At 29.2% G+C, this 26,911-nt stretch carries 21 protein-coding genes and 2 tRNA genes; 9 read left to right on the top strand and 14 right to left on the bottom strand.

Going from position 1 to position 26,911, the window contains the following annotated elements; genetic code table 4:
• From CJF60_RS04520 to CJF60_RS04495, 6 genes are all read left to right on the top strand, one after another.
• On the top strand, positions 1 to 262 hold a 262-nt coding region (locus CJF60_RS04520; RefSeq protein ID WP_180737984.1), incomplete at its 5' end, for a hypothetical protein.
• A 198-nt stretch (positions 263 to 460) separates the two neighbouring features.
• Positions 461 to 898: a hypothetical protein gene (locus tag CJF60_RS04515; RefSeq protein ID WP_084232848.1), complete on the top strand. Its 438-nt coding sequence runs from the start codon at positions 461 to 463 to the stop codon at positions 896 to 898.
• Between the two features lie 257 nt (positions 899 to 1,155).
• The gene (locus CJF60_RS04510) at positions 1,156 to 4,374 is read left to right on the top strand and encodes a hypothetical protein (protein ID WP_084232847.1); all 3,219 of its coding nucleotides are present in this window, start codon (positions 1,156 to 1,158) and stop codon (positions 4,372 to 4,374) included.
• A 176-nt stretch (positions 4,375 to 4,550) separates the two neighbouring features.
• Positions 4,551 to 7,736 (top strand): proline-rich domain-containing protein, encoded by a 3,186-nt coding sequence (locus CJF60_RS04505; protein ID WP_095279152.1) that lies wholly within the window; start codon positions 4,551 to 4,553, stop codon positions 7,734 to 7,736.
• 107 nt (positions 7,737 to 7,843) lie between these two features.
• Positions 7,844 to 8,764: a type I phosphomannose isomerase catalytic subunit gene (locus tag CJF60_RS04500; RefSeq protein WP_084232136.1), complete on the top strand. Its 921-nt coding sequence runs from the start codon at positions 7,844 to 7,846 to the stop codon at positions 8,762 to 8,764.
• 152 nt (positions 8,765 to 8,916) lie between these two features.
• A complete protein-coding gene (locus CJF60_RS04495; RefSeq protein WP_084232137.1) occupies positions 8,917 to 9,375 on the top strand; it encodes a hypothetical protein in 459 nt (152 codons plus the stop codon).
• 228 nt (positions 9,376 to 9,603) lie between these two features.
• Here CJF60_RS04495 and CJF60_RS04490 read toward each other — a convergent pair whose 3' ends face one another.
• The 9 genes from CJF60_RS04490 to CJF60_RS04450 form a co-directional block, all read right to left on the bottom strand.
• On the bottom strand, positions 9,604 to 11,889 hold the full coding sequence (locus tag CJF60_RS04490) for a hypothetical protein (RefSeq protein WP_084232138.1): 2,286 nt from the start codon (positions 11,887 to 11,889) through the stop codon (positions 9,604 to 9,606).
• 344 nt (positions 11,890 to 12,233) lie between these two features.
• The gene (locus tag CJF60_RS04485) at positions 12,234 to 14,375 is read right to left on the bottom strand and encodes a hypothetical protein (RefSeq protein WP_084232139.1); all 2,142 of its coding nucleotides are present in this window, start codon (positions 14,373 to 14,375) and stop codon (positions 12,234 to 12,236) included.
• A 309-nt stretch (positions 14,376 to 14,684) separates the two neighbouring features.
• The gene (locus tag CJF60_RS04480) at positions 14,685 to 16,445 is read right to left on the bottom strand and encodes a GIY-YIG nuclease family protein (RefSeq protein WP_084232140.1); all 1,761 of its coding nucleotides are present in this window, start codon (positions 16,443 to 16,445) and stop codon (positions 14,685 to 14,687) included.
• 104 nt (positions 16,446 to 16,549) lie between these two features.
• Positions 16,550 to 17,554, bottom strand: a complete 1,005-nt coding sequence (gene pfkA / locus CJF60_RS04475; RefSeq protein WP_180737983.1) for a 6-phosphofructokinase — start codon at positions 17,552 to 17,554, stop codon at positions 16,550 to 16,552.
• A gap of 1 nt (position 17,555) precedes the next feature.
• Positions 17,556 to 19,274 (bottom strand): phosphoenolpyruvate--protein phosphotransferase, encoded by a 1,719-nt coding sequence (ptsP, locus tag CJF60_RS04470; protein ID WP_084232141.1) that lies wholly within the window; start codon positions 19,272 to 19,274, stop codon positions 17,556 to 17,558.
• Positions 19,275 to 19,388: 114 nt separating this feature from the next.
• On the bottom strand, positions 19,389 to 19,652 hold the full coding sequence (locus tag CJF60_RS04465; protein ID WP_084232142.1) for an HPr family phosphocarrier protein: 264 nt from the start codon (positions 19,650 to 19,652) through the stop codon (positions 19,389 to 19,391).
• Between the two features lie 82 nt (positions 19,653 to 19,734).
• Positions 19,735 to 20,193 carry a hypothetical protein gene (locus tag CJF60_RS04460; protein WP_084232143.1) on the bottom strand — a complete coding sequence of 153 codons (459 nt, stop codon included), beginning with the start codon at positions 20,191 to 20,193 and terminating at the stop codon, positions 19,735 to 19,737.
• Between the two features lie 100 nt (positions 20,194 to 20,293).
• Positions 20,294 to 20,959, bottom strand: a complete 666-nt coding sequence (locus CJF60_RS04455; RefSeq protein WP_084232144.1) for a uracil-DNA glycosylase — start codon at positions 20,957 to 20,959, stop codon at positions 20,294 to 20,296.
• Positions 20,940 to 21,293, bottom strand: a complete 354-nt coding sequence (locus CJF60_RS04450; RefSeq protein WP_084232145.1) for a hypothetical protein — start codon at positions 21,291 to 21,293, stop codon at positions 20,940 to 20,942. The genes CJF60_RS04455 and CJF60_RS04450 overlap by 20 nt, the downstream gene beginning before the upstream one ends.
• A 103-nt stretch (positions 21,294 to 21,396) precedes the next feature.
• On the opposite strand from CJF60_RS04450, the gene CJF60_RS04445 reads away from it, so the two are divergent.
• Positions 21,397 to 21,909, top strand: a complete 513-nt coding sequence (locus CJF60_RS04445) for a hypothetical protein (RefSeq protein ID WP_084232146.1) — start codon at positions 21,397 to 21,399, stop codon at positions 21,907 to 21,909.
• A 118-nt stretch (positions 21,910 to 22,027) separates the two neighbouring features.
• Here the strand turns inward: CJF60_RS04445 and CJF60_RS04440 are convergent, their stop codons facing one another.
• The 5 genes from CJF60_RS04440 to CJF60_RS04420 form a co-directional block, all read right to left on the bottom strand.
• Positions 22,028 to 22,336, bottom strand: a complete 309-nt coding sequence (locus CJF60_RS04440) for a thioredoxin family protein (protein ID WP_084232147.1) — start codon at positions 22,334 to 22,336, stop codon at positions 22,028 to 22,030.
• Positions 22,337 to 22,472: 136 nt separating this feature from the next.
• A complete protein-coding gene (locus CJF60_RS04435; RefSeq protein WP_084232148.1) occupies positions 22,473 to 22,781 on the bottom strand; it encodes a thioredoxin family protein in 309 nt (102 codons plus the stop codon).
• A gap of 18 nt (positions 22,782 to 22,799) precedes the next feature.
• Positions 22,800 to 24,269: a proline--tRNA ligase gene (gene proS, locus CJF60_RS04430; protein ID WP_084232149.1), complete on the bottom strand. Its 1,470-nt coding sequence runs from the start codon at positions 24,267 to 24,269 to the stop codon at positions 22,800 to 22,802.
• 122 nt (positions 24,270 to 24,391) lie between these two features.
• Positions 24,392 to 24,466 (bottom strand) — tRNA-Gln (locus CJF60_RS04425).
• Between the two features lie 3 nt (positions 24,467 to 24,469).
• Positions 24,470 to 24,553 (bottom strand) — tRNA-Tyr (locus CJF60_RS04420).
• Positions 24,554 to 25,147: 594 nt separating this feature from the next.
• Here CJF60_RS04420 and CJF60_RS04415 point away from each other — a divergent pair.
• A complete protein-coding gene (locus tag CJF60_RS04415; RefSeq protein ID WP_084232150.1) occupies positions 25,148 to 25,984 on the top strand; it encodes a hypothetical protein in 837 nt (278 codons plus the stop codon).
• A gap of 68 nt (positions 25,985 to 26,052) precedes the next feature.
• Positions 26,053 to 26,898 (top strand): hypothetical protein, encoded by an 846-nt coding sequence (locus tag CJF60_RS04410; RefSeq protein ID WP_084232151.1) that lies wholly within the window; start codon positions 26,053 to 26,055, stop codon positions 26,896 to 26,898.
• The last annotated feature ends 13 nt before the right edge of the window (positions 26,899 to 26,911 follow it).

Below are 26,911 nucleotides of genomic sequence, written 5' to 3'. Positions count from 1 at the left end.
ACAAAAAACAACTAAACCTCCAATTAAAAAAATGACAATTAATGATTTAGCAGTAATTGTTATTCAAGGTTTTGCAAAACAAGAAGAAGCAAATGCAAAACAAGATGAATTTAATAAAAAAGTTGAAGCATTTATGGACAAACAAATGGAAACAAATGAAAAACAAGAAAAGTTCAATGAATGAGTTTATGATGCAATCACTGGTCTTAAAAAAGATGTCAAGAGAATTGATGGCGTTTTAGAAAAAAATAAAATTAAGTAAAAATATTTTTTGATTAATCAATATTTATTTAAACCGTCACTGTCAGAAAGTGATGGCTTTTTTCAAGCATTGTTCGTTTTTTTAATTTTGCTTTTAAGATAAAATAGTCAACCAATTTCAAAATCTAAAAAACTTGACCATAACTTGTTTTTGATTATAAAAATAAGCAGTAAAAACATTTATAAGGCAAAGGGAATTATGAATAAAATTAAAATAAAAAAAGATTCAAAAGTAATTGACTCAAGTTTTGAAGGTCATAAAAATATTATAATCGATTGTGAAGATAAAGAAGACCATTTAAGAATTTGCATAGTATCTTCAGATCAATTAAAGCAAAAAACAACTAAACCTCCAATTAAAAAAATGACAATTAATGATTTAGCAGTAATTGTTATTCAAGGTTTTGCAAAACAAGAAGAAGCAAATGTAAAACAAGATGAATTTAATAAAAAAGTTGAAGCATTTATGGACAAACAAATGGAAACAAATGAAAAATTTGAATCATTTATGGACAAACAAATGGAAACAAATGCAAAACAAGAGAAATTCAACGAGTGAGTTTATGATGCAATCACTGGTCTTCAAAAGGATGTCAAAAGAATTGACGGCGTTTTAGAAAAAAACAAAATCAAGTAATAATTTTGAAAATATATTCTAGTTAACTTAATAACTATATAACCTATCACTGACTAACAGTGGTAGGTTTTTTATGCACACCAAAATATTTTTATATTTTGTAAACAAAAGAAACATGTACCTACTTTTCAATATTTTCAAAATAAGCATATTTATTACAAAAATGTGCAAAATTCTGCCTTTTTCGCCAAAACAAAAAAAAAAAAAACGGGCATACAATTGAAATAGAAGAGAAAAAAATTCTTAAGGATCTACTTATGAAAAGAAGAAAACTGTTTACTATTTTATCATTGTCTATTGCAACATTTGCTGGTTCAGCAGCAATAGCTTGCAGTCAACAACCTACTCCAACTAATATCAATGCACAGACAATTATCGATAGTTTACCTAGTGAAGTTAAGACTAATATAGATAATCAAGAGCTAGATAAATTAAAAGAAAAACTGCAAAATTTAGGTACTGATTTACAAGCAACTTTTTTAAATTTACTAGATGAAACTAATAAACAAACATTTGCAAATGCTTTAAAAGATGGTTATAAAATTTCTAAAATTACTCTAGCAACTGCAGATAAATCAAGTGCATCTTTGCAGATCTATTTAAGTGTAAGTAATGCTGAAGATGTTAAAAATAAGACAATTAAAATTGTCGATTTAAAACAAACTTCAAGCCAAAATCCACCTTCAACTAAAGTACCTGATCAGCCTGAAAAAGGTAAACCTCCAACTGGTGCATCGCCATCAGATAACCCAGAAGAACCACCTAAAAATGGCGATCCTGAAAAATCAAAACCACCTAAAACTGCAGACCCAGGTGCAGTAAATTCTAAACCACCAACTGATGTTACGCCACCTAATCCACCTGTAACTGGTCAACCAGAAAAACCAATAAATCAGCCTAAACCACCTGATAAACCATATGTGCAAGTCTTTGAAACTGATTTAAGAAAGTTTCAAGGCTATCAAATTAATACCCAATTACATACAGATCAGCCTGAAAAAAATGATTATATCTTTGATATTTATAGCGAAGGTTCTAAAAAAACTGCAACCCGTAGTAATGAGTGAAGTGTTCAAAATGAAGCTGTTAAGGGTAAACTTAATAACAATGATTTTTTAAAAGCAATTCCTAATTTAGATGCTCCTGAATGAAATCCTAATCAGAATACATATACCATGGCTAAAAAGCAAAAAGATGAACTGCTTGCTAATGGTTTTAATATAAATTCTGATCAAAATTATGATCAAAGCTATAATTTTTGGTTCAACCAAAAATTAATTGCTCATCGTTCAATTGAACATTTAATTAGTGCTTCAGCTAAAGTAGATATTGATAAAATTGCTGAAGCACCTTTACCACTTGAGCCTAGTGAACAAGTTAAAAAAGATGCCGTTGCTATGGAAAATAGTGAATTAAAATTCAATTTAAATTCACTAAAATACTTAGTAACTCATAATGAAATGGGTCAAAACCCTAAAATGTTTGCTTGAAAATTATTAACTTTGAGTGATGACATACGTTTAAATAAAAAGACGGTTTTATCAGACCATATTTATTTAAATAATATAAGCGAAGATGAAAAAAGTTACAAACTTTTTGAAAAAGTTGACTCAGATATTAGTGACATTATGTTCTATGCTGAAAAAGTTGATAACAAAACTGGAAACATGATTTTATATGTTTCATATAAAAAGAATGGTTCTTCTAAATCATTTAAAATCGAACTAAATAAGCAAAATAGCGAATTAAAAAGTGACTACGATTTCATTAAATATGTTAATGATCGTTCATTTTCAATTGCTTGAAAATATGCAGGATGATTTGATGAAAATGATCAATATGATGATGATAAAAATGATACCTGAAAAAATTTACATAGTATTTTTAAGCAACGAATTTCAGGTTTTAAGGATGTTCCTGAAAGCTATAAAGCATCAAAATTTTCTTCATACTTTGGGCAGAGCAATACAAGTGGTGTTAAGTGAACAAGACTGTCAGGTTCAGGTGGTACAGGTTGGGTAGTTGATAAAATAATTGACCCTTCTTTACCTCAAGGTCAACACGCTTTTGTTGTTGCTACAAATAAACATGTGATTGATATTGGACAGTTTGCAGGAACAACTACTTCGAGATTTTTCAATGGCTTCACTTTTGAAAATGAGCATTTATCAGGTGAAGTTGATCTTTTAACTTATGTTAAAAGATTCCCTTGATATAACGAAAAATACGCTTCAATAAATAAGCAAAACTATCAAGAATTGTTTAAAGATCAGCCTGATAAAATTGAACTAATTAAAGATCGTATTAAACTAAATGAGCAAGCCATTGTAACAAATCGTAAAATCATGAATAGACAAAGTAGTTGATTAAAAAATTCTGGTTTTACTTCATTTACTTGAAATAGATTTGAACCAGATGATTATACAAAAACTGATCCAATTGATTCAAAACACATTCATAATCTAACTGAAGCACAGAAAAATCAACTTCCAATTCGCCATCAATTACCACTTGATGTCGTTGGCTTTTCAGGTAAACTTTTTAAAGACAATAACTATACAGAATTAAATGCAACTGATGAAAGTCCTTCATGATTAACTGACACTAGAAAAAACTTTATCAATAGCATTATCTATAATCCTCAATTTAGTGCCGGTCATGTTTATCGTGCAAGTGATGAACAAGGCGATTCTAGATTAGGTGGTGGCTTAAAACGTGAAGAAACTAATAATTACTATACTCATCAACTGCTTGGTCCTGACCTTGTTTTGATCAAAATGATCTTTAAAGAAGAAGACTTAAAAAAATACTGAAAAGCACTTTATGAAATAGTTCATAAATCTGAAGAAGAGCAGAAAAAATGATTTAATGGAATTGATTTAAACCCTTATACAGATGAGCGTGTTAATTCATATATGGCAGGTTATCCTGCATCAGGTGATGAAAATGACAGAATTTTTTCATACCGAACTCCTGAAAAAGCAGCAACATCTACTTTAAGAGAGCGTTTTCTTACACAAGGTGTTTCTGAAAATATTAGTCAAACATTTTTTGCTGATTGAGATGAAATAGCTTTTAAAAAATATTATGCACCTTATGATTTAGGTGGTAAATTTAATGAAGCAAATATCCCAGTTTTTCCTGCAAGTAAGATAATATCTAATAAAGAAAATGGTTTATTCAGTGTTACTCCTAGAGTAGCAACTGAAAGTCTTTATTCAGGTGATCAGGTTCATCCTGGAAATTCAGGAACAATGGTGATAGATGCCAACTTTAAAAACTATGCAATTATTTTTTCATATGTGCCTGGATTAGTGAATGGTGGAGCTAAATCACTAGCACATCATTTTGTGCAACAAGATCCTTATGCTCGTTCAAATGTCTTAGAAAATCAGCGACCTAATGTTAGGTTAGAACTAATTGAAATGCTGAAAAAGAAAAATATTAAGACACTTAACTTAAATCCTGAAAAGTAAAAATAATCTAACAACACTTTTATAAGTGTTGTTTTTTTTAATATTTACCTGTTTTTTAAAACTAGCACATTTATTACAAAAATGTGCAAAATTCAGGCTTTTTCAGCAAAACAAAAAAAAAAAAAAACGGGAATAAAATTGAATTAGAGAGATAAAACTCTTTTAAGGATTTGTTTATGAAAAGAAGAAAATTACTAACAATTATGTCATTGCCTGCTACATCATTTGCTGTCGTTGCAGCAATTGCTTGTACGCAACAAAATGAACCTGCACCTGTTTTAAATGCACAAGCAATTATTGATGGTTTACCTAAAGAAATTAAGACAAATAGTTCAAATCAGGAACTATCTAAACTAAAGGAAAAACTACAAAACTTAACCAAAGATGTACAAACATCTTTTTTGAATTTATTAGATGAATCTAATAAAAATACTTTTGAAAAAGCATTGAAAGATGGATATAAAATTTCTAAAGTTACGCTTGTTGCTGCCGATGTTTCAAAGTCTTCTTTATCAGTTTATTTAAGTGTAAGTAAAGAACAAGATGTAAAAACTGCCACAATTAAAATTGTTGATTTAAAGCAAGCAACACTTGTTCAAAATAAACCCAACCCCAACCCACCTGGAGATCAAAATCCTCCTGATACTAAAGACAATCAAACTCCAAAACAAGATAAACCTGGAGATCAAAATCCTCCTGATACTAAAGACAATCAAACTCCAAAACAAGATAAGCCTGTTGATCAAAATCCTCAACAGGCAAACCCGGGTCATTCTCAGTCACCAAAACCACCTGAATCTTATGTCCAAAAATTTGAAACTGATTTAAAAAAATTCCAAGGTTATCAAATCAAAACAACACTTCATACTGAACAACCTGCTTCTCATGAATATATTTATAGTTTATCTGGAAGTAAAAAAACAGAAACTAGAAGTAATGAATGAACAACGCAAAATGACAGTATCAAAGACAGAGTTAATGACGATGATTTTCAAAAAGCAATTCCTAATTTAGATGCTCCAGAATGAAATCCTAATCAGAATAAATATAGTCAAGCTGTTAAACAGCGTGATGAACTTATCAAAAATGGTTTTGAAATTAACCCTGATTCATATTTTGAACAAAGCTATAATTTTTGATACAATCAAAAATTTATTGCTTGAAGATCATTAAGTAAAATTGCAGCACTTAAGCCACCTAAGAACATGAATTTAGATTTAATAGCAAGTGCACCACAATTACTTAAACCAACTCAAGAAGTTAAAGATTCTGCCGTTGAAATGGCTAATAGCGAATTTAAATTAAATTTAAATTCACTAAAATATTTAGTAACTCATAATGAGATGGGGCAAAATCCTAAGATGCTTGCTTGAAAGTTATTAACTTTAAGCGATGACATTAGAATGAATCAAAAGTCAATTTTATCAGATCACATTTATTTAAATAATGTTAGTGAAGTTGAAAAAACTTACAAGTTATTTGAACAAGTTGATCCAGATATTAGTGACATTATGTTCTATGCAGAAAATATTGATAATAAAACTGGAACCATGACTTTATATGTTACATATAAAAAAGGTACTCAAAATAAGTCCTTCAAAATAGATTTAAATAAAGCAAATGTAGATCTAAAAAATGATTATGATTACATTAAGCATATTAATGATCGCACTGTTTCATTAAATTGATCATATGGAGGTTGATTAAGCGAAAATGATGATTGAGATGATGATAAAAATCAAACATGAGAAAATGTTAAGAAAACATTTGATAGAAATATTGAAGGTTTTAAAACTTTAAAACCCGACATTAAGATACAAAAATATTCTTCATGATTTGGACAAAATGATACAAGTGGAGTTAAATTTAATCAGTCACTTGCAACAGGTGGTACAGCTTGAGTAGTCGACAAAATTATTGACCCAAACTTACCACAAGACCAACACGCATTTATCATTGCAACTAATAAGCACGTATTAGATATAGGCATGATTGCTGGAACAACAGCTTCAAGATTTATAATGGGTTATGTCTTTGAAAATAGTAAGTTATCACCAGAAGTTGACTTAGCGACTTGAGCAAAATATTTTAATTGATATGAAGATAAATACGCTAATTTGAATGAGTCAAATTATGAAGAATTACTTAAAGATTATCCTGATAGAATAAAGTTAGCAAAAAGTCGTCTTGAAGAAAATAAAAAGAATAGACCTAATAATAAAAAGATCTTTAACAAGCAAAATAGTTGATTAAGAAACTCTGGTTTTTCATCATTCACATGAAATAGATTTGAAACAGATGATTATTCAAAAACTGATCCAATTTCATCAAGTGCTCTTTCAAACCCTACTACTGAACAAGGAAAGCAAAGCCCAACTTATCAAAGACAGGATATGGAAGTAGTTGGCTTTCAAAAGCCAATGTTTTTGGATAATAACTATACACAATTAAATGCTACAGATCAAAGTCCTTCATGATTGACAGATACTAGAAAAAACTTTATCAACAGCATTATCTATATGCCTCAATATACAGCAGGTCATATTTATCGCTCTGGTGATGAGCAAGCTTCTGTTATTTTAGGCGGTGGTATGAAAAGAGAAGAAGATCAATTTACATATACCTACCAACTTGCTGGCCCTGATTTAGTTTTACTAAAAATGGTTTTTAAAGATTCAGATCTTGAAAAAGCATGACCTGCTTTACATCAGATTTTGAAAAAACCTGAAGCAGAACAAAAAGCATGATTTAATACTTTAGATTTAGATCCTAGAACTGATGATCGCACTAATTCATATGTTGCAGGTTATCCAGGCTTACAAGGTGAAAACGGCAGAATTTTATCGTATCGTTCATCAGATAGAACAGCTACTTCTTCACTAAGAGAATCATTTGTGACTTCAGGAGTTTCAAATGTTATAGCTCAAAGTTTCTTCAGAGATTGAGACAAAGAAACATGAGATAAATATTACGCTCCTTATGATGTAGGTGGCAGATATAATGAATTAAATTCAGTTAATTATCCAACAAGTAAGCATGTATCTAATCCTGAAAATGGACTATACACAACTACTACTAAAACTGCAACTGAAAGTTTATACTCAGGCGAAAAAGTTAATGCAGGAAATTCAGGATCAATGGTAGTTGATGCTAATTTCAAAAACTATGCAATTGTCTTTTCTTACCTTCCAGAATTGCAAGGTGGAGATCGAACATCTGCTCATCATTTTGTGCAACATGATCCATATGCACGATCAAACGTATTAGAAAATGAGCGACCAAATGTCAGATTAGAATTAATTGAAATGCTTAAAAAGAAAAATATTAAGACACTTAATTTGAACCCTGAAAATAAAAAATAAATTATTTACTCAACACTACAAAGTGTTGAGTTTTTTTTACTAATTATGCACTAATAATTAATCAAATATTTTTGCTAATTATTTAAGATAAAATTTAAAATCTAACTATGTTTAAATATTTAATTTTAAAACCTTATCTTGACTATAAAATTTGAGGTGGAAATCACTTAGCAAATTGATTTAATTCAGACAGAAAAAATATAGGAGAAGCACTTGTAATTTCGGCTCTGGAAAATAAAGAAAGTGTAATTATTAATTTAGGACAAGAAGTTTTACTTTCGGAATTTTACAGAGCAAATAAAAAATTTTTTGGTAACTATTATGGCGACCTGTACCCACTTTTAGGCAAAATAATAGATGCAAATGATGATCTAAGTATTCAAGTACATCCTGATGATGAATACGCTGAAAAGCATTTTTATAAGCTAGGAAAAACAGAGTGTTGATACGTTCTAGAAGCACCTAAAAATGCACAAATAATTTATGGTTCAAAAGTAGAAAATATAGACACTTTTAAAGAACATGTTTCACAAAATAATTGAGACCAAATTTTAAATTATGAAACAGTTAAAAAAGGAGATCTAATTAATGTTCCTCATGGCACAATTCATGCAATTACAAAAGGCATAACAGTTTTTGAAATTCAGCAAAATTCAGATCTAACTTTTAGACTTTATGACTATGATAGATTAGATATAAATAATGAAAAAAGAGAGCTTCATCTAGATCATAGTTTTAATGTTTTAAATTTAAAAAACAAAATAGAAATAATTAATAAAGAAGAAGGTATTTTATTTGAAAGTGAATTTTTCAATATTGAAAAATTAATTGTTGATGATGAAATTTTTATTAAAAAAGAGAATGCTTATTGAACACAAATAACAGTTATAAAAGGTTATTTAAATGTTGATTATTATTCTCTTACAAAGGGTTATTCTTTAATTTTAAAACATAAAATAGGATGAAAATTAAAAGGACAAGCAGAAATATTATTAACTTATATTGAGAAAAAACCTTTGAAAAAATAACCTAATTATGAAAGTTTTGTTCAATAAATCTTAATTAAAAATGTGGAACAAAACCTGCAAAAAAACTAGAGTGAACAATTCTTAAACTATTCTTATATAATTTATTATGTAGATTTGTGTTCGGTCTACAAAAATTCAATACAAGGAATTAAATGAAAACCAACAATACTTATAAAGACTGAAGTACTCTTTCCAGAAAAATTTCTCCGTTATTTAAAGAATATAGTGATTTAGAATTAGATCTTGTTTTTAATGAAAATGGTGGATTAGTATGTACAATTAAAGCATATAAATTAAGAACTAAAGGTGGTGGCATAATGACTGTTGAACAACTAGCAAAAATAGTCTTAGAAGGTTTTGCGAGAATAGAATCTGTTATTGGTGTAATGCAAGAAGATATTAATCAACTAAAAACTGATGTTGCAAGAATTGATAAAACCACACAGGTTCTTCAAAAAGACATGGTTGAAGTTAAAGCAGATGTTGCAAGACTTGATAAAACTGTGAGCGGCATTCAAAAAGATGTCAAAAGAATTGATGATACCCTAAAAAGTGTCCAAAAAGATGTCAAAAGAATTGATTCTGTTTTAGAAAAAAACAATATCAAATAACTCAGTCACTAATTTCAAATCCTTAAACTAAAAAATAAAATCAAATAATATTTTTACAAATATTAATGAACATAAATATTCTATTTTGTTATTTAACAAAAATATAATGCAGCATATTTTTCTGCATTTTTACTTACCCTTAAATTAGCGACAGTTCTATTTATCAACCAATTTATTAAACCTGAAAAAATGAAAATGAACCCGTTAAGGTTCATTTGCTTTAATAAATTAAGATCAGTATCGAATATCTGGTCCATCTTCTTGCCATCTATCAACAATAATAAATAGGTTTTGTCCCATGTGAGCGTATGCAGAATTTTTACGACCACTTTTATAGGTGAAGTATGGATTCAATCTTAAAATTTCGTGTGATCCTTCAGTTTTATAATAACGTACACTTTTGATATGCATGTTTTTAATAATTGAAATTGGATTTCAACTTGTAGGTTCTGGTTTAGGATCAAAGTTTTTTGAAGTAGGTCTAAAGATATCTTCAACTCTACCTTCATGTGGTGTATTAATTGTAAATAAGAATGAAATATAGTCTCAAGGTTTATCTCTTTGAAGTTTACTTCGATCGGCTTGTTCGTTGGCTGTTCTTCTTTTTAAGACCATACGTTGGTTGACTTTGAAGATAAATTCTTTTAGAATTTCAAAGTCAACATAGTTAAATAAAGGCTCGATATTTCTTGAATATCAGTGTTTTGTTGGAGTAACTTTAACTTTCAAGCGAAAGACTTTATTGTCACGACCATAGCGTAAAACTATGTCAAAAGTATTAGTTGTGTTTCCTCCTGCTTCTGAAAATTCTAGTGCTGAACCAGTGATTGGAACTGATTGAATTAGTCTTACAACTTTTCACTGTTCATTAGTTAAACTAGCATTTGCAAAGAAATCACCTAGCATAGTCATATTGTTTTGTAAGTTACGATCTCTAGAGAATTTAGTCATAAATTCATAAACATTAATCTTATTTGAAACTGCCCTAGCTGAACGATAGTAATTTCCGGCAGTATCTTTTTCACCTTCAATTCCTGGTTGTCTTACTTCATAACGACTTGATAAATCAAACATTACATCATCTAACTCATCGAGTTTATTATCTTGTGTAATAAATGTAAAGTTGTATTTAACATCTTTATTGTTATAATTTAAGGTAAATGATACTGAAAGTGATTGGGAAACAACTTTTTGATTTCATTTTCATTCCACATTTTTAACATTAGTCTTAGCAATTAAATATCCATAGTGGCTAAATGAAGGTGTTGCTTCTTCTCTTCTATTGAAATCTAGTGAGTGCTCATCAAATAAATTAACTAGCGAATCACTAGGGTGAAGTTTTGAGAATCATTCAAAATATTGTTTAGGAGTTTTGCCTGATTTTAGCCTAATAATTTTAGCTTTAGCTAAATTATCTAGATTAACTGCAAGTGAAGCAACTAGTTGATGATTACCATTTGGTAAGTAAACAAAATCAAGGGGATGATTTTCGTAAATGCTTTTTCTAGTATTTGGATCAGGCTCTGGTGGTAAAGGAATTGCGCCAATCGGTGTATTGTCAACTGGCTTTACGTATGAAATTGAAATTCCCATACCTTTTTCTTCTTCATGCTTTTTAGAATCTTTTTGTGAAGGTGCAGGTTTTGCTGTTGTTGTTTGAGGTTCAACTTTTTCCTTTGTTGTTTCTTCTTTAACATTAACCTGAGTTTCAGCTTGTGGCTTAGAAACTGTTTCTCTTTTTACCACTTTTTTAGGTTGATCAACATAGCCGCTAACAACTAGTTCTAGATTAAATTGTTTAAAATCGACTGCATATAAAAGTCTTAAAACAATTTCTACTGAATCTTTTTTCTCAACTAGATAGAAATTTTTTGCAATTGGTGAATTTAAAATTTTTGTTTTTAATAATTCTTTAACCTTGTTTTTCTGAGCAGATGTCAAAGTCGTATTAGCTAACAATCACTCAAGTTGGTAACTAAATGATTTAGTTTTGTTTTGCTTAATAAATTCACGAGTAGTTAATTTATAGTCTTTTAAATAGATTGTTTTTTCACTTCCAAAAATATCAAGTAGACCATTTTCAACTTTATTTCACTCTTCAGTTGCTTTTTTAGTTTCTTCAGTTCAATCTTCTTCAGAATGATCACCACTTTCTAAATGGTGGTGAATTTCCTTGGTTTTTGAAGATTCTTCTGAATCCTGTTTTTGCTCATTAACTGAGACACTACTTTCTTGTACTGCAGGCTCAACTTTAACTTCAACGTTATTGATTTCTGGTTGTTCTACAGAAGTTTTAGAAACTTCTGTAGATGGTTTTTCAACCTTGTTAGTTTCTACTTTTGGTTCTTTTACAAGTTCACTAACTGCTACAGGTGTTGTAGTGCTTGTTAGTTTATTATCATTTTCAGATTTAGTTTTTTCAACTACACTTGTACTACAGGCAACTGCAGCAGCAGTTGCACCTATACCAGCTAGGACTGCAAATGATAAGAATAATTTTTTAGTTTTTTTCATATATATCTCCTAATAAATGAAAGTAAGCCTTAAATATAAAACTTACAAATTTTCTGCCCACATTATAGAACTATTGCAAAAAATACTGGATTTTTAATTTCTATTTATTTTATTTGGAAATTCCAATAAAAAAACATCTAAAAATAGTTATCAAAGACCAATAAGTCGATTTATTTATGTTTTTGGAGTAGAAATCTGACTTTTTGGAAAAAGACAATATATTAGTGATTAACTACTTTTTCTGATTGGTTGCAAAAAAATTTACAATTTAAATTTTTTAATGAATATAGTTGGGTAAGGTAACAAAAAAATGAACCGTTGAAGGTTCATTTTGATTTGTATTATTAATATCAGTTTTGAATATCAGGTCCTTCTTCTTGTCATCTATCAACAATGATGTAAAGACTTTGCCCCATGTGTGCGTATTTAGAAGTTTTGATCCCGTTTCTATAAGTGAAATATGGATTCATTCTCAAAATTTGGTGTGAACCTTGAGTTTCATAGTAGCGCATATTTTTAATATGTACATTCTTAATAATTGAAATTGGATTTCAACTTGTAGGTTCTGGCTTAGGATCAAAGTTTTTTGAGGTAGGTCTAAAGATATCCTCAACTCTTCCTTCATGTGGAGTATTGATTGTAAACATATATGACATGTAACTTCAGTCTGTATCTCTTCTGAACTTATCTCAGTCAGTAAGTGTGTCAGAGATTTTTCTTTTTAAAACCATACTTTGGTTGACTTTGAAGATAAATTCTTTTAGAATTTCAAAGTCTACATAGTTAAATAATGGTTCAACATTATGGCTGTATCAATGACTAGTTGGAGCAATTTTAACTTTTAAGCGAAAGACTTTATTATCTTTTCCATAACGAAGCACAATGTCAAAAGTGTCAGTTGTATTACCACCATTTTCTGTAAATTCTAGGGCTGAACCAGTGATCGGTACTGACTGAATTAGTCTGACAATTTTTCATTGTTCAGCATTTAAATTAGCATCTTTTAAGAAATCACCTAGCATATTCATGTTAGTTTGTAAATCTCTACTTCTAGAGAATTTAGTCATAAATTCATAGACATTTTTTCTGCTTGAAACTGCTCTAGATGAACGATATAAATTACCTGAACTATCTGTTTCACCATCAATTCCTGGTTGTCTTACTTCGTAAGTTTTTGATAAATCAAACTTGATGTTTTGTAAATCATCAAGTTTGTTACTTGCAGTTACAAAGTTAAATTTGAATTTATGATCTGAATTGTTGTAAAACAATGTAAATTCTACTGAAAGTGGATTTGTAACGGTTTGGCGATTTCAAATTCACTTAATATTTTTAACTTTAGTTTTTGCAATTAAGTATCCATAATCACTAAATGAAGGACTTCCACCACGTTGTGCAAAATCTAGTGAATGTTCATCAAATAAATTAACTAGTGAATCACTTGGGTTTAATTTTGAAAAATGCTCATAATATTCTTTGACACTTTTATTATTTTTCAAACGAATAGTTGTTGCTTTTGAAAGCTTATCTAGTCTAGCTGCTAAAGAAGCAACCAGTTTTTGGTTACCATTAGGTAAATAAGCAAACCATAGTGGATGTTTTTCATAAATACTTGAAGGTTTTTTAGTTTCTACTTGTGGTTTATCAGGTAAAGGAATAGCCATAATTGGCGTATCATCAACTGGTTTACCAATTGAAACAGTGATCATGCGATCATCTTTTTCAGTAGTATTATCTAGAGTTTGTGCCTGCGAAGAAACATCTTTATTTTCTAGTTGTACCTCTACTTTAGGCTCAACTTTTTTATTTGGATTTAAAAATCCATTAACTGTGAAATCTAGTTTAAAGCCTTTAACTTCAAAAGAAAATAATAATCTTAAGGTTGCCTGAGTAGGGTTATGATCTACTAAATGAAGATTTTTCATAACGGGCATGTTGAAAATTCTTCTGCTTAATAATTCTTTAACTTTATCTTTTTGCTCCTTAGTTAAAGTTGTTCCTTCTAGTAAACGAGCAAGTTGTACTTTGAAAGGTTGCTTATTAGTTTCTTCAATAAAATCTTTAGCACTCTGCTTAAAATCTTTTAGTTCAATAGTTTTTTGGCTACCAAAAACTTCTATTAAACCTTTTTCAATTGCTTTAAATTCAGCAGTTGCTTGATTAGATTCTTCAGTTCAATCATCTTCAGAATCAGCACCATCAGGATCAACATGATGCACTACTTTTGTTTTAGTGGTTGTGTTTGTATCTTCTTTTTGCTGATTAACTGAAACTTGACCAACAACTTCAACTGGTTTAGTTGCTTTAACTTCAACAGGTGCTTGAATCCCATTTCCATTTACAACTGGTGTATTATTCAAATTGTTATCGAGTTCAGTTTTTGTTTCTTTATTAACAACACTTGTGCTGCAGGCAACTGCAGCTGCAGTTGCACTTAATCCTGCTAAGACTGCAAATGATATTAATAATTTTTTTGTTTTTTTCATATATCTCCTATTAGATGAAAATAAGTTTAAATAAACTTACAAATTTTCTGCCCATATTATAGAACTATTGCAAAAAATACTGAATTTTTAAATAATTTAAAAGTTTGTAATTTTGAAAGTTTTTGATTATAAAAATTGTCAGCAAATAGATAATTGCTAACAAATATTAATTATTTTATTCATTAATCTTTTCAAATATAAATGTTTAAAAAGTTTTTAAGATGTCATGCAAAAGTAATGTAAAGATTTATTTAAATTTTTATTTAAATAAAACATAAATTTAATTAATTATTTTCAAATTAAGATTGATTAGTTTTTGTCTATTTGTGATTCTTCTTTTAATTTTTCAAGCTCTTTTTGTCCTAGTTTATTTTTAATTTCTTGAGCTATTTTTAAAGGAACAAATTTACTTAACTCTTCTAAAGATGCGTTAAAAATATTATTGTAATTTGAAAAATGTTCAAGCAATAAAAGTTCTCTTTTTTCACCTACACCTGGAATTTTTTTAAGGTCTCCTTCTAGTGAAAAATTACCTTTTCTTTTACGATAGGATTCTTTTGCAAAGCGATCAACTTCTTCTTGCATTTCTGATAAAAAGTTAAATAAATTCCTGTCTTCAATTTTTATTTTACTTTCATTTAAATCAATCAAATATTTTGTTTTATGTCTTTCATCTTTTGTAAGAGCAATAACATTAATATTTATTTCTAATTCATGTAATGTATTTTTAACTTCATGTAATTGTGGATATGAGCCATCAACAATTATTAAATCAGGTCACATCTTTATTCGTTTTTCTAAATTAGAAAAGTATTTTGTAACTGCCTGTTTCATGTAATCCACATCTGCTAATCTTTCATCATTTGCTGCTAAATTTATTTTTCGATATTCATCTTTTTTCTTTTCACCATTTACATAAGAAATAATTGCAGATACAGGATTAATATTTGAAATATGAGAATTATCTATTAATATAATTCTTTTAATTTCATCTAAGTTTATTAACTTTTCAAGTGCAGATAAATTGCGTTGATTTTTTTCTAGTCTCAATTTAAATTCATTTGCTTTTTCTTTAATTGCTTGATTTGTATTCTCAATTGCGTGATTCAAAATTAAACGATAAAGCCCTTTTTCTGGGAAGAATAGTTTAATTTTTTCATCAAAACTAAATTCATAATTTTTAAATTGTGGCTCTAAAATAATATTTGCAACAATTGCTTTTTTAGCATAAAACTGATTTACAAATTCAACTAATGAATTTTCAAAATCAGTTTTAATTTCAAATACTTCTAAACTTTTACTTATCAAAATTCCATAGCGATAAAATAAAAATGTTACATAAATTAGGCCATTATCTTCCTTAGCACTTATGACATCTATATCAGCAATATTTTCTAATTGAACAACTTGTTTTTCATGTAGCTTTTTTAAAAAAATTAATGTATCTCTGAGTTCTTTTGCAATTTCAAAATTTTGAATTTCAGCTGCTTGGTGCATTTGACTTTCAATATTTTTAAGTAATTTTTTATCACCTAATTTTAATAAATTTTTTACTTGTAAAAATTTATCTTTTCAATATTCACTATTTGTATTTACAATTGGTAAACCATTTTCAAAAAATAATTCACGTTCAATCATACGCTTAATTATGTTCGCTCCTGAACCAGTTGGGAAAGGTCCATAAAATAAACTATTATGTGATTTTTTGCTAACGATTCTTTCGTATCTAACTTCAATTTTATCCTTCTTTAAAATAATTTTTATGTAAGGATAGCGCTTGTCATCTATTAATAAAATATTGTAATAAGGCTTATGTTGATTAATTAAATTTCGTTCTAAAAGCAAAGCCTCTTTTTCATTTTCAACTACAAAAACTTCAAAGTCTTCAACCTTTTCCATCAAGGCATTTGTCTTATAAGAATTGATTGATCCTTTTAAATATTGAACCATTCTATTTCTTAAATTTTTAGCTTTACCAACATACAAAACATGGTCATATTTATTCTTTCATAAATAGACTCCTGGTTTAGTTGTAACTGATTTAATTCTTTCCTCAAGTTGTAAATTCATTATCTTAATTTTACATTCAAAAAATTAAAAAATGAAAGTCTGTTTCATTTTTTAAATAGATCATATTTTCAAGAAAATAAAAAAATGGGCTTGCCCATTTTCTCTTAATCTATAACTTGTGAATTTAATTCACTGTATTTAATTGTACGTCTAGAGATTTCATCTTTACGTGTTCCTGGTTGTGCAAGTGCTTCTAAAATTGGAGTATGAGTTGTAAACCCTTTAACGATTCCAACAGCAATTCCACTGTGACCATTATTTAGAAAATCAACTGCATTTGTTCCCATTCTGGTTGCATCAATTCTTTCACGTGCAGAAGGATGTCCCCCTCTTTGCATATGCGCAAGCACAACTGCTCTTGAAGAAATTTTTGTTTTTTCTTCAATTTTTTTGGCAATTGCATGAATGTCATCAAAAATAAATTCACTAACCATAACAATTACAGCACGTTTTCTTTTGCTTGTAAATAACTTTTCAACACGCTCAATAATTTGATCTTCAGTTAGTTTAAAATCATTAGTAACAATGATTTCAGCACCTGTAGCAATTCCTGAATATAGTGCTAGATCACTAGCTCCATGTCCCATGGTTTCAACTAGTATACAGCGGCGGTGTGAGCGAGCTGTATCACGAATTTTATCGACTGCTTCAGTAATTGTATTTAAGGCTGTATCATAACCAATTGTGAAATCACTTGAGGCAATATCATTATCAATTGTTCCTGGAAGAGCAACAGTTTTAACACCCATTTCGTGTAAGCGTTGTGCCCCTTTATATGAACCATCTCCTCCAATAACTAGTAAAGCATCGATACCTAATTTATCTAAATTATCTTTAGCAATTTTTCTGACGTTTTCATCAGCAAATTCTGGATAGCGTGCTGAAAAAATAAAAGTTCCACCTACATTGATATAGTCGTTTAAGTTAATTCCTAATTCTTTTAAACTTTTAATATTGTTTTCAACTAACCCTTTATAACCGTAAAAAACTAGGTAAGGTTCAATTCCTAGAGCAAGTGCACGTAGTGCAGCAGCACGAACGGCGTTGTTCATCCCTGGCGCATCACCACCTGAAGTTAAGATGGCAATTTTTTTAATATTTTTATTCATTTTATCTTAGTTCCTTTTCTAATAACTGTTTAACTTGTTCTTCATTTTCAAGTTCTAATGCCTGAGTAGCAATTTTTTCTCACTTAGTTTTTTCTAATGTACTTAGCAATTTACGTGCAGGTAAAATGCTACTTGCTGACATTGAAAATTCATCAAGTCCTAGTCCTAATAGTAAAGGAATAGCGTTTTGATCACCAGCCATTTCGCCACACATTCCTACTCATTTACCGTGTTTATGACCACCATCGATTGTTAATTTAATGAATTTTAAAATTGAAGGATTTAATGGTTGGTATAAGTATGAAACGTGTTCGTTCATACGATCAGCAGCCATTGAATATTGAATTAGATCGTTAGTTCCAATGCTTAAAAAGTCAGCATATTTAGCAAATTTATCAGCTAAAATTGCTGCAGCAGGAGTTTCAATCATTAACCCAATTTCGATGTCTTCTTTTTTACCGATAGTTACTTTTTCTTTAACTAATTCTTCATAAGTTTCTTCATAAAACTTCTTAGCTTCGATAAATTCAGGTAGGTTTGTAATCATTGGGAACATAATTCCTAGCTTTCCAAACTGTGCTGCTCTGATTAAAGCACGCAATTGGTCTTTAAAAACTTCTTTTTTCTCTAAAGTTAAACGAATTGCTCGATAACCTAAAAAGGGATTTAATTCTTCAGGAAACTTAAAGTAATTTAAAGTTTTATCACCACCAATATCTAAAGTACGAATGATCATTTTGCGTTTTGGATCATTGAACTTTTTAATTGCTTCAGCATATTTTTGAAACTGAAATTCTTCAGTAGGTCAATTATTGGCATCCATGTATAAAAATTCACTTCTAAATAATCCGACTGCTTCAGCATCATTATTGATAACGCCTTCCATATCTTTAGGGCTACCAATATTAGCTGCTAGTTCAACCACAAAATTATCTTTTGTGGTTGATGCTTTACCTTTATATTCTAAAATAGTGTTTAAATATTCTAAATAAGCAGCACGATCTTTAGCAAAACGTTCTAGTTCTTCCTTATTAGGATTAACGATAACTTCTCCACTTTGGCCATTCAATGCCAAAGTGTCACCATCTTTAGTATTTTCTAAAATATCTTTTAGACCAACAACTGCAGGGATATTTAAACTACGAGCCATGATCGCACTATGGCTTGTGCGCCCTCCAATATTAGTTGCAAAACCTAAAGTATGCTTTAGGTTTAAGCTCGCTGTTTGACTTGGTGTCAAGTCAAAAGCAACTAAAATACTATCTTCAGAAATTTGCGATAAATCGAAAATTTTGACATTTGCTAGTGAAGCTAGCAATTTATAACGCAGATCTTTTAAATCAGCAGCACGCTCACGCATGTAAGCATCATCCATTGATTCAAACATTGTGATGTAATTATTATAAGTTTTATCTAAAGCTTGCATCGCATTAAGTTGATTAGCTTTGATCTCGTTTTCAATTAAAGCCTTAGTATCAGGATCTTTTAAGATCTCTAAATGGGCTAGAAAAATTTCTGCTTCTTCTAGATTTTCAGCTTTTTTTAACTTAGTAATTAAATTTTCTAGATCATTTGCTACAAAAGTAAAAGCACGATCTAGTTCTTGAAGTTCTGCTTCAGCAGATTTAAAATCATCTCTGATGGTGATTTTAACTTCTTCAAGGCGAAAAATTTTGGCTACAACAACACCTGCTGAAGCACCAATTCCTTGATATTTCATCTTGTCCTCCACATTAATTTGTGTTATGCTTTTATAATATAACAAAAACCACTATAAAATAAATAAAAACAAAGCACATTCCTGCTTTGTTTTTTTATCTTCATAATCCTGAAACTAAATCATTTTTTCAGAAAGCATTAAGTTTTTAATTCCGGCAATCGCTGCTTTAGCATCTTCACCTTCAGCAGTAATTTCAAATGAATCATTTTGCTTAATCCCTAATGACATTAAATTCATAATTGATTTTAAGTTTGATTCACGTCCGTTTGCCTTAATCTTAATTTCTGATTTATATTTAGCAGCTTCTTTAGTTACTAAAGAAGCAGGTCTAGCGTGTAGACCAATAGGATCGATAACGGTTGCGTTAAATTTTTCCATAACTACCATTATAATACAAAACTAGCTATTAGAGAAATAAAAAGTCTTGCCATGTGAAAAAAATGGCAAAACTTTTCACATTCTAGCGAATTTTAGGCTTTTTGTCTTTAAAGCCTTTGAAATCTGCTTGCAGTTTTTTAAAGAAATCGTCTTTTTCTGGACCTTGAGGAAGATTTGATAACTGATTAACTGAACTTTTAAATTTATCCATGTATCTTTGGTATTCATCATCTTTGATATGTTTTTTGTTTTGTGCTAAAAAGTTTTCAAAATCTGATAAATGATTTTCTAATTTAGTTTTAGCCGCTTGAACTTGTTCAGGAGTTAAATCACTACCTTTAGACTCAAGTTCATTTAAAGAATTATTTAATAAATCTTCTAAATCATTTGTGTAAACATTGTAACGAGTGTTAACTTTATCAGCTAAAATAACTTCTTCAGAACTGCGCACATCTTGACTACAAGCAACAAAAGTAATAGTTGCTGCTGAGACTGCTACAACTAGTGTTGTTGCAAAAATAAATTTTTTCTTCAATTTCATAACTACTTCCTTTTTACTAGGCTAAATTTTAAAGTAATTGCATAAAAAGTTAACGTTTTAAATTATTTTTTTTAAATTTGCAAAAATTTATGAAAAATCTTTACTTAATTGACCAATCAATTGGGGTTTTGTTGAGTTTTTCTAGTTGTTGATTGATTAGTAAAAACCACTCATGATCAAAAAATCCACGCCTTGCGCTGAGTGGTGAAGGGTGAAAACCACTTAAAATGTAGTGCTTTTTCTTATCAAAATGTTCTTCATATTTTTTAGAATAATTGCCCCATAAAACGACAATTAAATTGTCATAATTGTCGTTTAAATATCTTAAAACTTTATCAGTTCAACGTTCTCAACCGATATTAAAATGCGAACCACTTTTAGATTCTTCAATTGTTAAAATTGTGTTTAAAAGTAAAACCCCTTGCTTTGCTCAGGCACTTAAATTGTGATGATTAAGTTCAATTTCTGGATAAGAAGTCTTGATTGATTTATAAATATTTCTTAAACTTGAAGGTATTTTTTCACTATTTGAACTAAAAGCAAGCCCGTGGGCATCACGTTTTTTAGGGTAAGGTTCTTGCCCTAAAATGATAACTTTTAAGTTACTGCTGTCACAAAGTTCAAATGCTGAAAAAAGATTTTCTTCTGTAGGCACTAATGATGATTGCTGATAAAGATTGTGGATTTTTTCATAAAAAAATAAAATCTCTTGATCTGTTTTTAAAAACTTATCAAGAGATTTTCAACTATTTGCTAGATTGTACATCTTTCTCTAGTTGTTTTTTGTAATAGCTTACAACTCCTTTAACATCATCAGAATTGGTTCGATAAAATTGATCAATTTCTTCTTTTGAAACTGGAATATTAAGTAAGTATTTTAAATTATTTGAAAGATTTTCACTATTGATAGCAAGTTGTAAATCATCAAAACCTTTTAAAGTAGCATATTTAATTAATTCTAAAACGAAGGTTTTAGTAATTTTTTTCTTTGCTCACTCTCTTGAAACTGACTCATACATTGTTTTTAATAGTTTGATATCTTTTTCATTAACTAGAGCGATTGAGCCTTTTGAATAAAATTCATGTTCTACAAAATTCATATTACTCCTAAAATATTTAAATTATAATTATTTTTGCACAAAAACATTATAATTTAAAAAACTTCAATGTTGATATAAACAATTTATTTTTAAAAAGGAACTTATGAAAAAGAAATCAATCATCCTCTTATTATTTGCAGGAACAGCTATTTTTACAGCAGGTGCAATCGCAGCTGGTGTTGCTATTTCATCAAAAGAAAGAAATACTTTAGAGCATTTAGCAGAAGTGCAATCAGAACAAGCAGTCTATTTAAATGAATATAATAACCCTATATTCTTCCCTGCTTTTGTTGTAACTTTTACACCATTTGTTAATGATGCTAATGCAACTTTCAATGCTGACCAATTAAAAACTGCTTCTAACTACCAAATTACACCTTTCCCTGAATCAACTTGAGCCAAACTAGTGGCTTTAAATGATGGTTACACAGCAACAATTTCAAGTATTAAAGTTAATACAAATAATACTGTCCAAGTTGTTGTTAGTCTTCAAAAAGATGGTGAAAGACGAGATGTTCAAACCTTTGTTAAACAAGCAGTTCCTACTGCAGCCAATAGAACAGAAGGTGCAGGAGCAGCTTGAAGAACAGATTTTAATAAAGCAGCAACTAGCTAGAATAATATAGATGAAAATATAATTACGAGTTCATTTGAACTCGTTTTTATTTGTTTTATATCTTTTAAAAGATATAAAAAAGTTGCCTTACGGCAACCATTTATATAGGTTCAGTTTATTAAAGATTTTGATCTAGAATTGATTTAAAAGTATCTTTACCAGTGTAACCTACGATGGTTTTAATAATTGTACCATCTTTGTAAATAAATGAAGTTGGGGTTCCTTGAATACCCATTTCGATTGCGTATTCACGGTCTTGATCAACATCAACGTGGTAAACAGTAACTTTGTCACCGTATTCTTCACCTAAAGCTCTTAGAACAGGTTTAAGCATTTTACATGGTCCACATCAAGTTGCGTGGAAGTTAACTACTTTAAGTCCTTTATCTAAGTCCTTAATATCTTTTTTAGTAACGTCAAATACCATAATTGACTCCTTTAATAAATTTGTTTATATTTTAATATTAGCACTTTTAAAAAGTTGTGATGCTTTTTCCTTAAAAATTACTAAAAAGTCTGAAAATTGAATGTTTTTTTTCAGTTTTTTCACTTTTTGCAAATTTCTAGATAAATTTATTTACTAAATCGAAGAATTCGCTGCGTCTTGTGTAACCGATAATTTTGTTTAAAATTTGCCCATCTTTTACTAAAAAAGTTAATGGCACATGGTCAACACGTAAGTCTTTACTTCAAGCAGTTTCTTTGTTGCTATCAATTTTAAAAATACGTACATTACTTAAAACAGCAATTTCTTCCATGATTTTTTGGGTAAAAATACATGGTCCACAGTTGTCTGAATAAAAGTATAAAAGTGACACACCTTCTTGAACTTGGCGTTCTACTTCTTCACGAGATAAGTTTTCATATATCATAATTAGTCTCTTTTCTTTTTAATAAGCTTTTGCAAAAACGACATGTCTGCGTGTTAAATTACCACACATTGAGCAAGGTTTTTTAATTTTATCTGCATCAAACATGTCTTCTTTATCATCAGAAACTAGAATTAATCTAGCTGTTGCTCCTGATGTTTCTTGAATTAATTCTTCTTTTTCATTGCCACAGCAAAATGGTGCGACTGCTCATTTATAAGCATTTGTGGCTGCAATAATTTCATCAAAATTACTGCATTTGATTAGGTTATCATTCAGTCTTTTTCTAGCACTTTCATACAAGTTATCGTGAATGTCTTTGATCAGATCTTTTAAAATATTTTTTAAATCTGATTGCTTCACGACTTTTTTTTCAAGCGTGTCTCTTCTGACTAAAGTAACTGAATTTTGCTCAAAATCACGAGGTCCAACTTCAATTCTAATAGGGATGCCTTGGATTTCACTTTCAGAAGCTTTATAACCAATTGAAGAATCTGAATAGTTAGTTCTTACTCTGTAAATATTGGTAATACTTTTTTCAATATTTCGAATATAGTTATCTAAATTAATATCTAATTTAGGATTAAAACTGAGTAAATCAATTTGTGTAGGGGCAATGTAAGGTGGAATAATTAGTCCTCGATCATCACCATGAGTCATGATTAAAGCACCAATAATTCTTGTTGACATTCCTCAAGATGTTTGATAAGCATATTCAATTTCATTAACTTCATTTTTGAATTTGATGTCAAAAGGTTTTGAAAAATTTTGTGCTAGATAGTGACTGGTTGCACTTTGCAGTGCTTTACCATCTTTCATCATTGCTTCACAAGTATAAGTTGAACAAGCTCCTGCAAATTTTTCTCTAGGTGTTTTCTTGCCGATCATTACGGGAATTGCAAAATATTTTTTAAAGATTTTTTCTTGCAACTTATGCATCTTAATAGTCATACGGCGAGCATCAAGTGCTTGGCTATGAATTGTATGACCTTCTTGTCATAAAAATTCAGTTGTTCTTAAAAAAGGATTGGTTGTTTTTTCTCAGCGAATCACATTTGCTCATTGGTTAGCCATGATTGGATAATCTTTATAAGAATGTGAATTATTGGCAAAATATTTACAAAATAAAACTTCGCTAGTTGGTCTTGCATAAATATGCTCTGTTAATTTTTTATCACCAACTTGCGTAACTGTTGCTAATTCAGGAGCAAAACCTAGGATGTGATCACTTTCTAAATCCATCAAGGATTTAGGGATGAACATTGGAAAATACATGTTTGGAATATTGAGTTTTTTTAGTTCTTTGTTAAAAATTTCTTGGAAGCGTTCTCAAATACCATAGGCATTAGGCTTGATAATGACAGTGCCACGCACTGGTCCATATTCAATTAATTTACCATTAACAACCACATCAGTATACCACCTTGCAAAATCTTCACTTTGAGGTGTGATCTTGTTTAAAACTCTTTTTGAATTTACTTGTTGACTCATATTTCCCTTTAACTTGATTTTTTTAATAATTATACTAATAAAGTTCTTTTTTGATTGATAAAAAAAGACCCTTAACGTAGTAAGAGCCTAAACTATCATTTTTAAGTCGCTTTTTAGCGATTTGGCTGCCCCAGTTAGATTCGAACTAACGAATGCTGGTACCAAAAACCAGTGCCTTTCCACTTGGCGATGGGGCAAAATGGTGGAGGGGGAGGGATTCGAACCCCCGAACTCGAAAGAAATGGGTTACAGCCACCTGCATTTGGCCACTTTGCTACCCCTCCAGATTTTGCGACATTTTCACTTAATAATAAGTGCAAATGCTTATTAATTATATGCTATCAATTTGAAAATTTACGAATTTTTTGAAAAAATATTTTGCAGTTTTTGTGTTGAAATTTTGCCTGTAGATTGCTTAATAATTTGCATCTTGTTTCAAACAAAACTGGAAAATTTTGCAGGTTAATTCAAAAATTTTGACTTTATTTGCAAAAAGGTTATAATACTTAAGCAAAAATCGTGTTTTAAGATTTTTAAGCAACTAACCAATCAGAAAGGTTTAAGATGAATTACACAAATTACAAGACATTAAAACCTTTGACTTGCTCAGGTTTTAATAACTATTCAGAAATTTTTACTTATAAATTTTCAGAAATTAAGATTTTAATTCTGCCAATTAATAAGTAAGTATTTTTATTTACAAAATAGAAAATACAAAGTTTTTTAGAAACTTTTTCACATTCAAATTTTAAATAACTAAAACTGCTTTTAATCATTTATTAGATTAAAACTATTTAGTTAAAAACCAATAACTTTTCATAAATTTTATATAAAAGGAGATCTTATTACTCTTAAATAATAGTGATAATTAATACATCATGAACGAAATTAAAACACTGCAATTGCAAGCAGAACAAAATTTATTTTTGGTTTTTGTACCAATTTTAATAGGTGCAAGTTTTTTGTTTTATCTTTGATTTTGAGTAGTTTTTGTAAGCAGAAATCGCAAGTTAATGATTAAAAAAACTGGGCTTCCTATTGCCTTTATTAACTATGCAAAAGATGCAACTTATAGAAGACATGTTTTCTATTTTTCTCTAATCTTACTCGCTATAAACCTTCTTATACTTGTAATCGCTTTAACTCTAGGTAGTTATAAAGCAAACTTATTTACTGATGCAGACACTTATGAAGTAACTAGATATTTAACAACTGCAGTAGTGCATTTAGGTTTAATTTCACTAGCTAACATGCTATTTTTTATAATTTTATCTAGCATTACAAGTGTTATTTTCTTTAAAAAAGAACCTAAATCTAATAAAGAAATTATTATTAATATTGAAGAATTAAAGCGATTTTGTCAGTACTATGAAAATCCTATTGATTCATCTAAGGCAATCGATTCATCTCACAACGGTTTATGAAACTGAGTTTTTATCTATTTTCTATTTCAATTCTTTTTTTGATATCCACAAATTTATGTTAGTTTTAAAACTAAAAATTACTACGAGATATTTGCTGGATTACCAAGATGAAATGTTAGCGAAGAGAAAAAATATCAAGCAATTATTTACGACTTATCACTGATGGCAAATTACCTTTGATATAGTCATATGTTTTTTACAAGTGAACATAAACTAGCACAAGTAAGAGGGTGATTAAATATCTATATTAGAGAAGCAGAACGACATGGTTTTGTTTTTCCAACTGAATAATAAAACTTATTAATCAATTAAAATATAGACATCTAAAAATAATTATTTAACTGATCAAAAGGAAAACTATGCAAACAACTGAAGCGCTGCAAGTTGCAGCTAATCAAAAATTTTATTTACTATTTATACCTGTTTATATAGGTGTAAATATTTTGTTTTACATCTGATATTGAATCTTGTTTATTAAACGAAATGAAAAGTTAATTCCTAAGAAAACTGGTTTAACTGATGCTTTTTTAAACTATGCAAAAGATGCAACTTATAAGCGACATCTACTATTTTTTAGTTTAATGTCAATTGCTCTTAACATTTATTTAGTGATTATTTCTATACTTGTTGTTTATAACGAAATAAGTTTTTTTACTGATGCTGTTGACTTTGAAGCAACAACCATTAAACTTAATCTTTACATTAATGTAGGAATTCTTGTGCCTATTTTACTAGCAATTTCAATAATATTTATTGCCTTATTTGCACTTACAAGTCACTTACTTTATAAAAAAGATAAAAAATCTGAAGAGATTACAAACTATGACTTTGAAGTTTTGAAAAAGTTTTGTGACTATCATAAAGAAGTCTTAAATAGATGAGATAGTTTTGAAAACTTAAAAAATCCTTTTGATGCTCTATATCTTGTATGTCTATTTATATGAATTTTTTGACTGCCTTCAATTTATGCACCAAGTAAAATCAAAAGAATTTTAGAAAAAATTAAAGAAATCAAAAATCAGCAAATTAGTGATGAAGAAAAGCGTAAATTAATTGCTTATAATTTGTCACTAGCGACAAATTACCTTTGATATGGCTACATTTTTTATTTAAATAGTTTTAAGATTAACAAATTAAAAACATACTTAAGTATTCTTATTAGAGAAGCTGAACAAGATGGATTTACTTTAGAACCTACAAGTTAAAAAATAAATGCTT

The sequence above is a fragment of the Mycoplasmopsis agassizii genome (assembly GCF_002272945.1).
Taxonomy (GTDB): domain Bacteria; phylum Bacillota_I; class Bacilli_A; order Mycoplasmatales; family Metamycoplasmataceae; genus Mycoplasmopsis_B; species Mycoplasmopsis_B agassizii.
The sequence above is the reverse complement of the archived record's forward strand: the minus strand, read 5'-3'. Positions and strand labels throughout refer to the sequence as shown.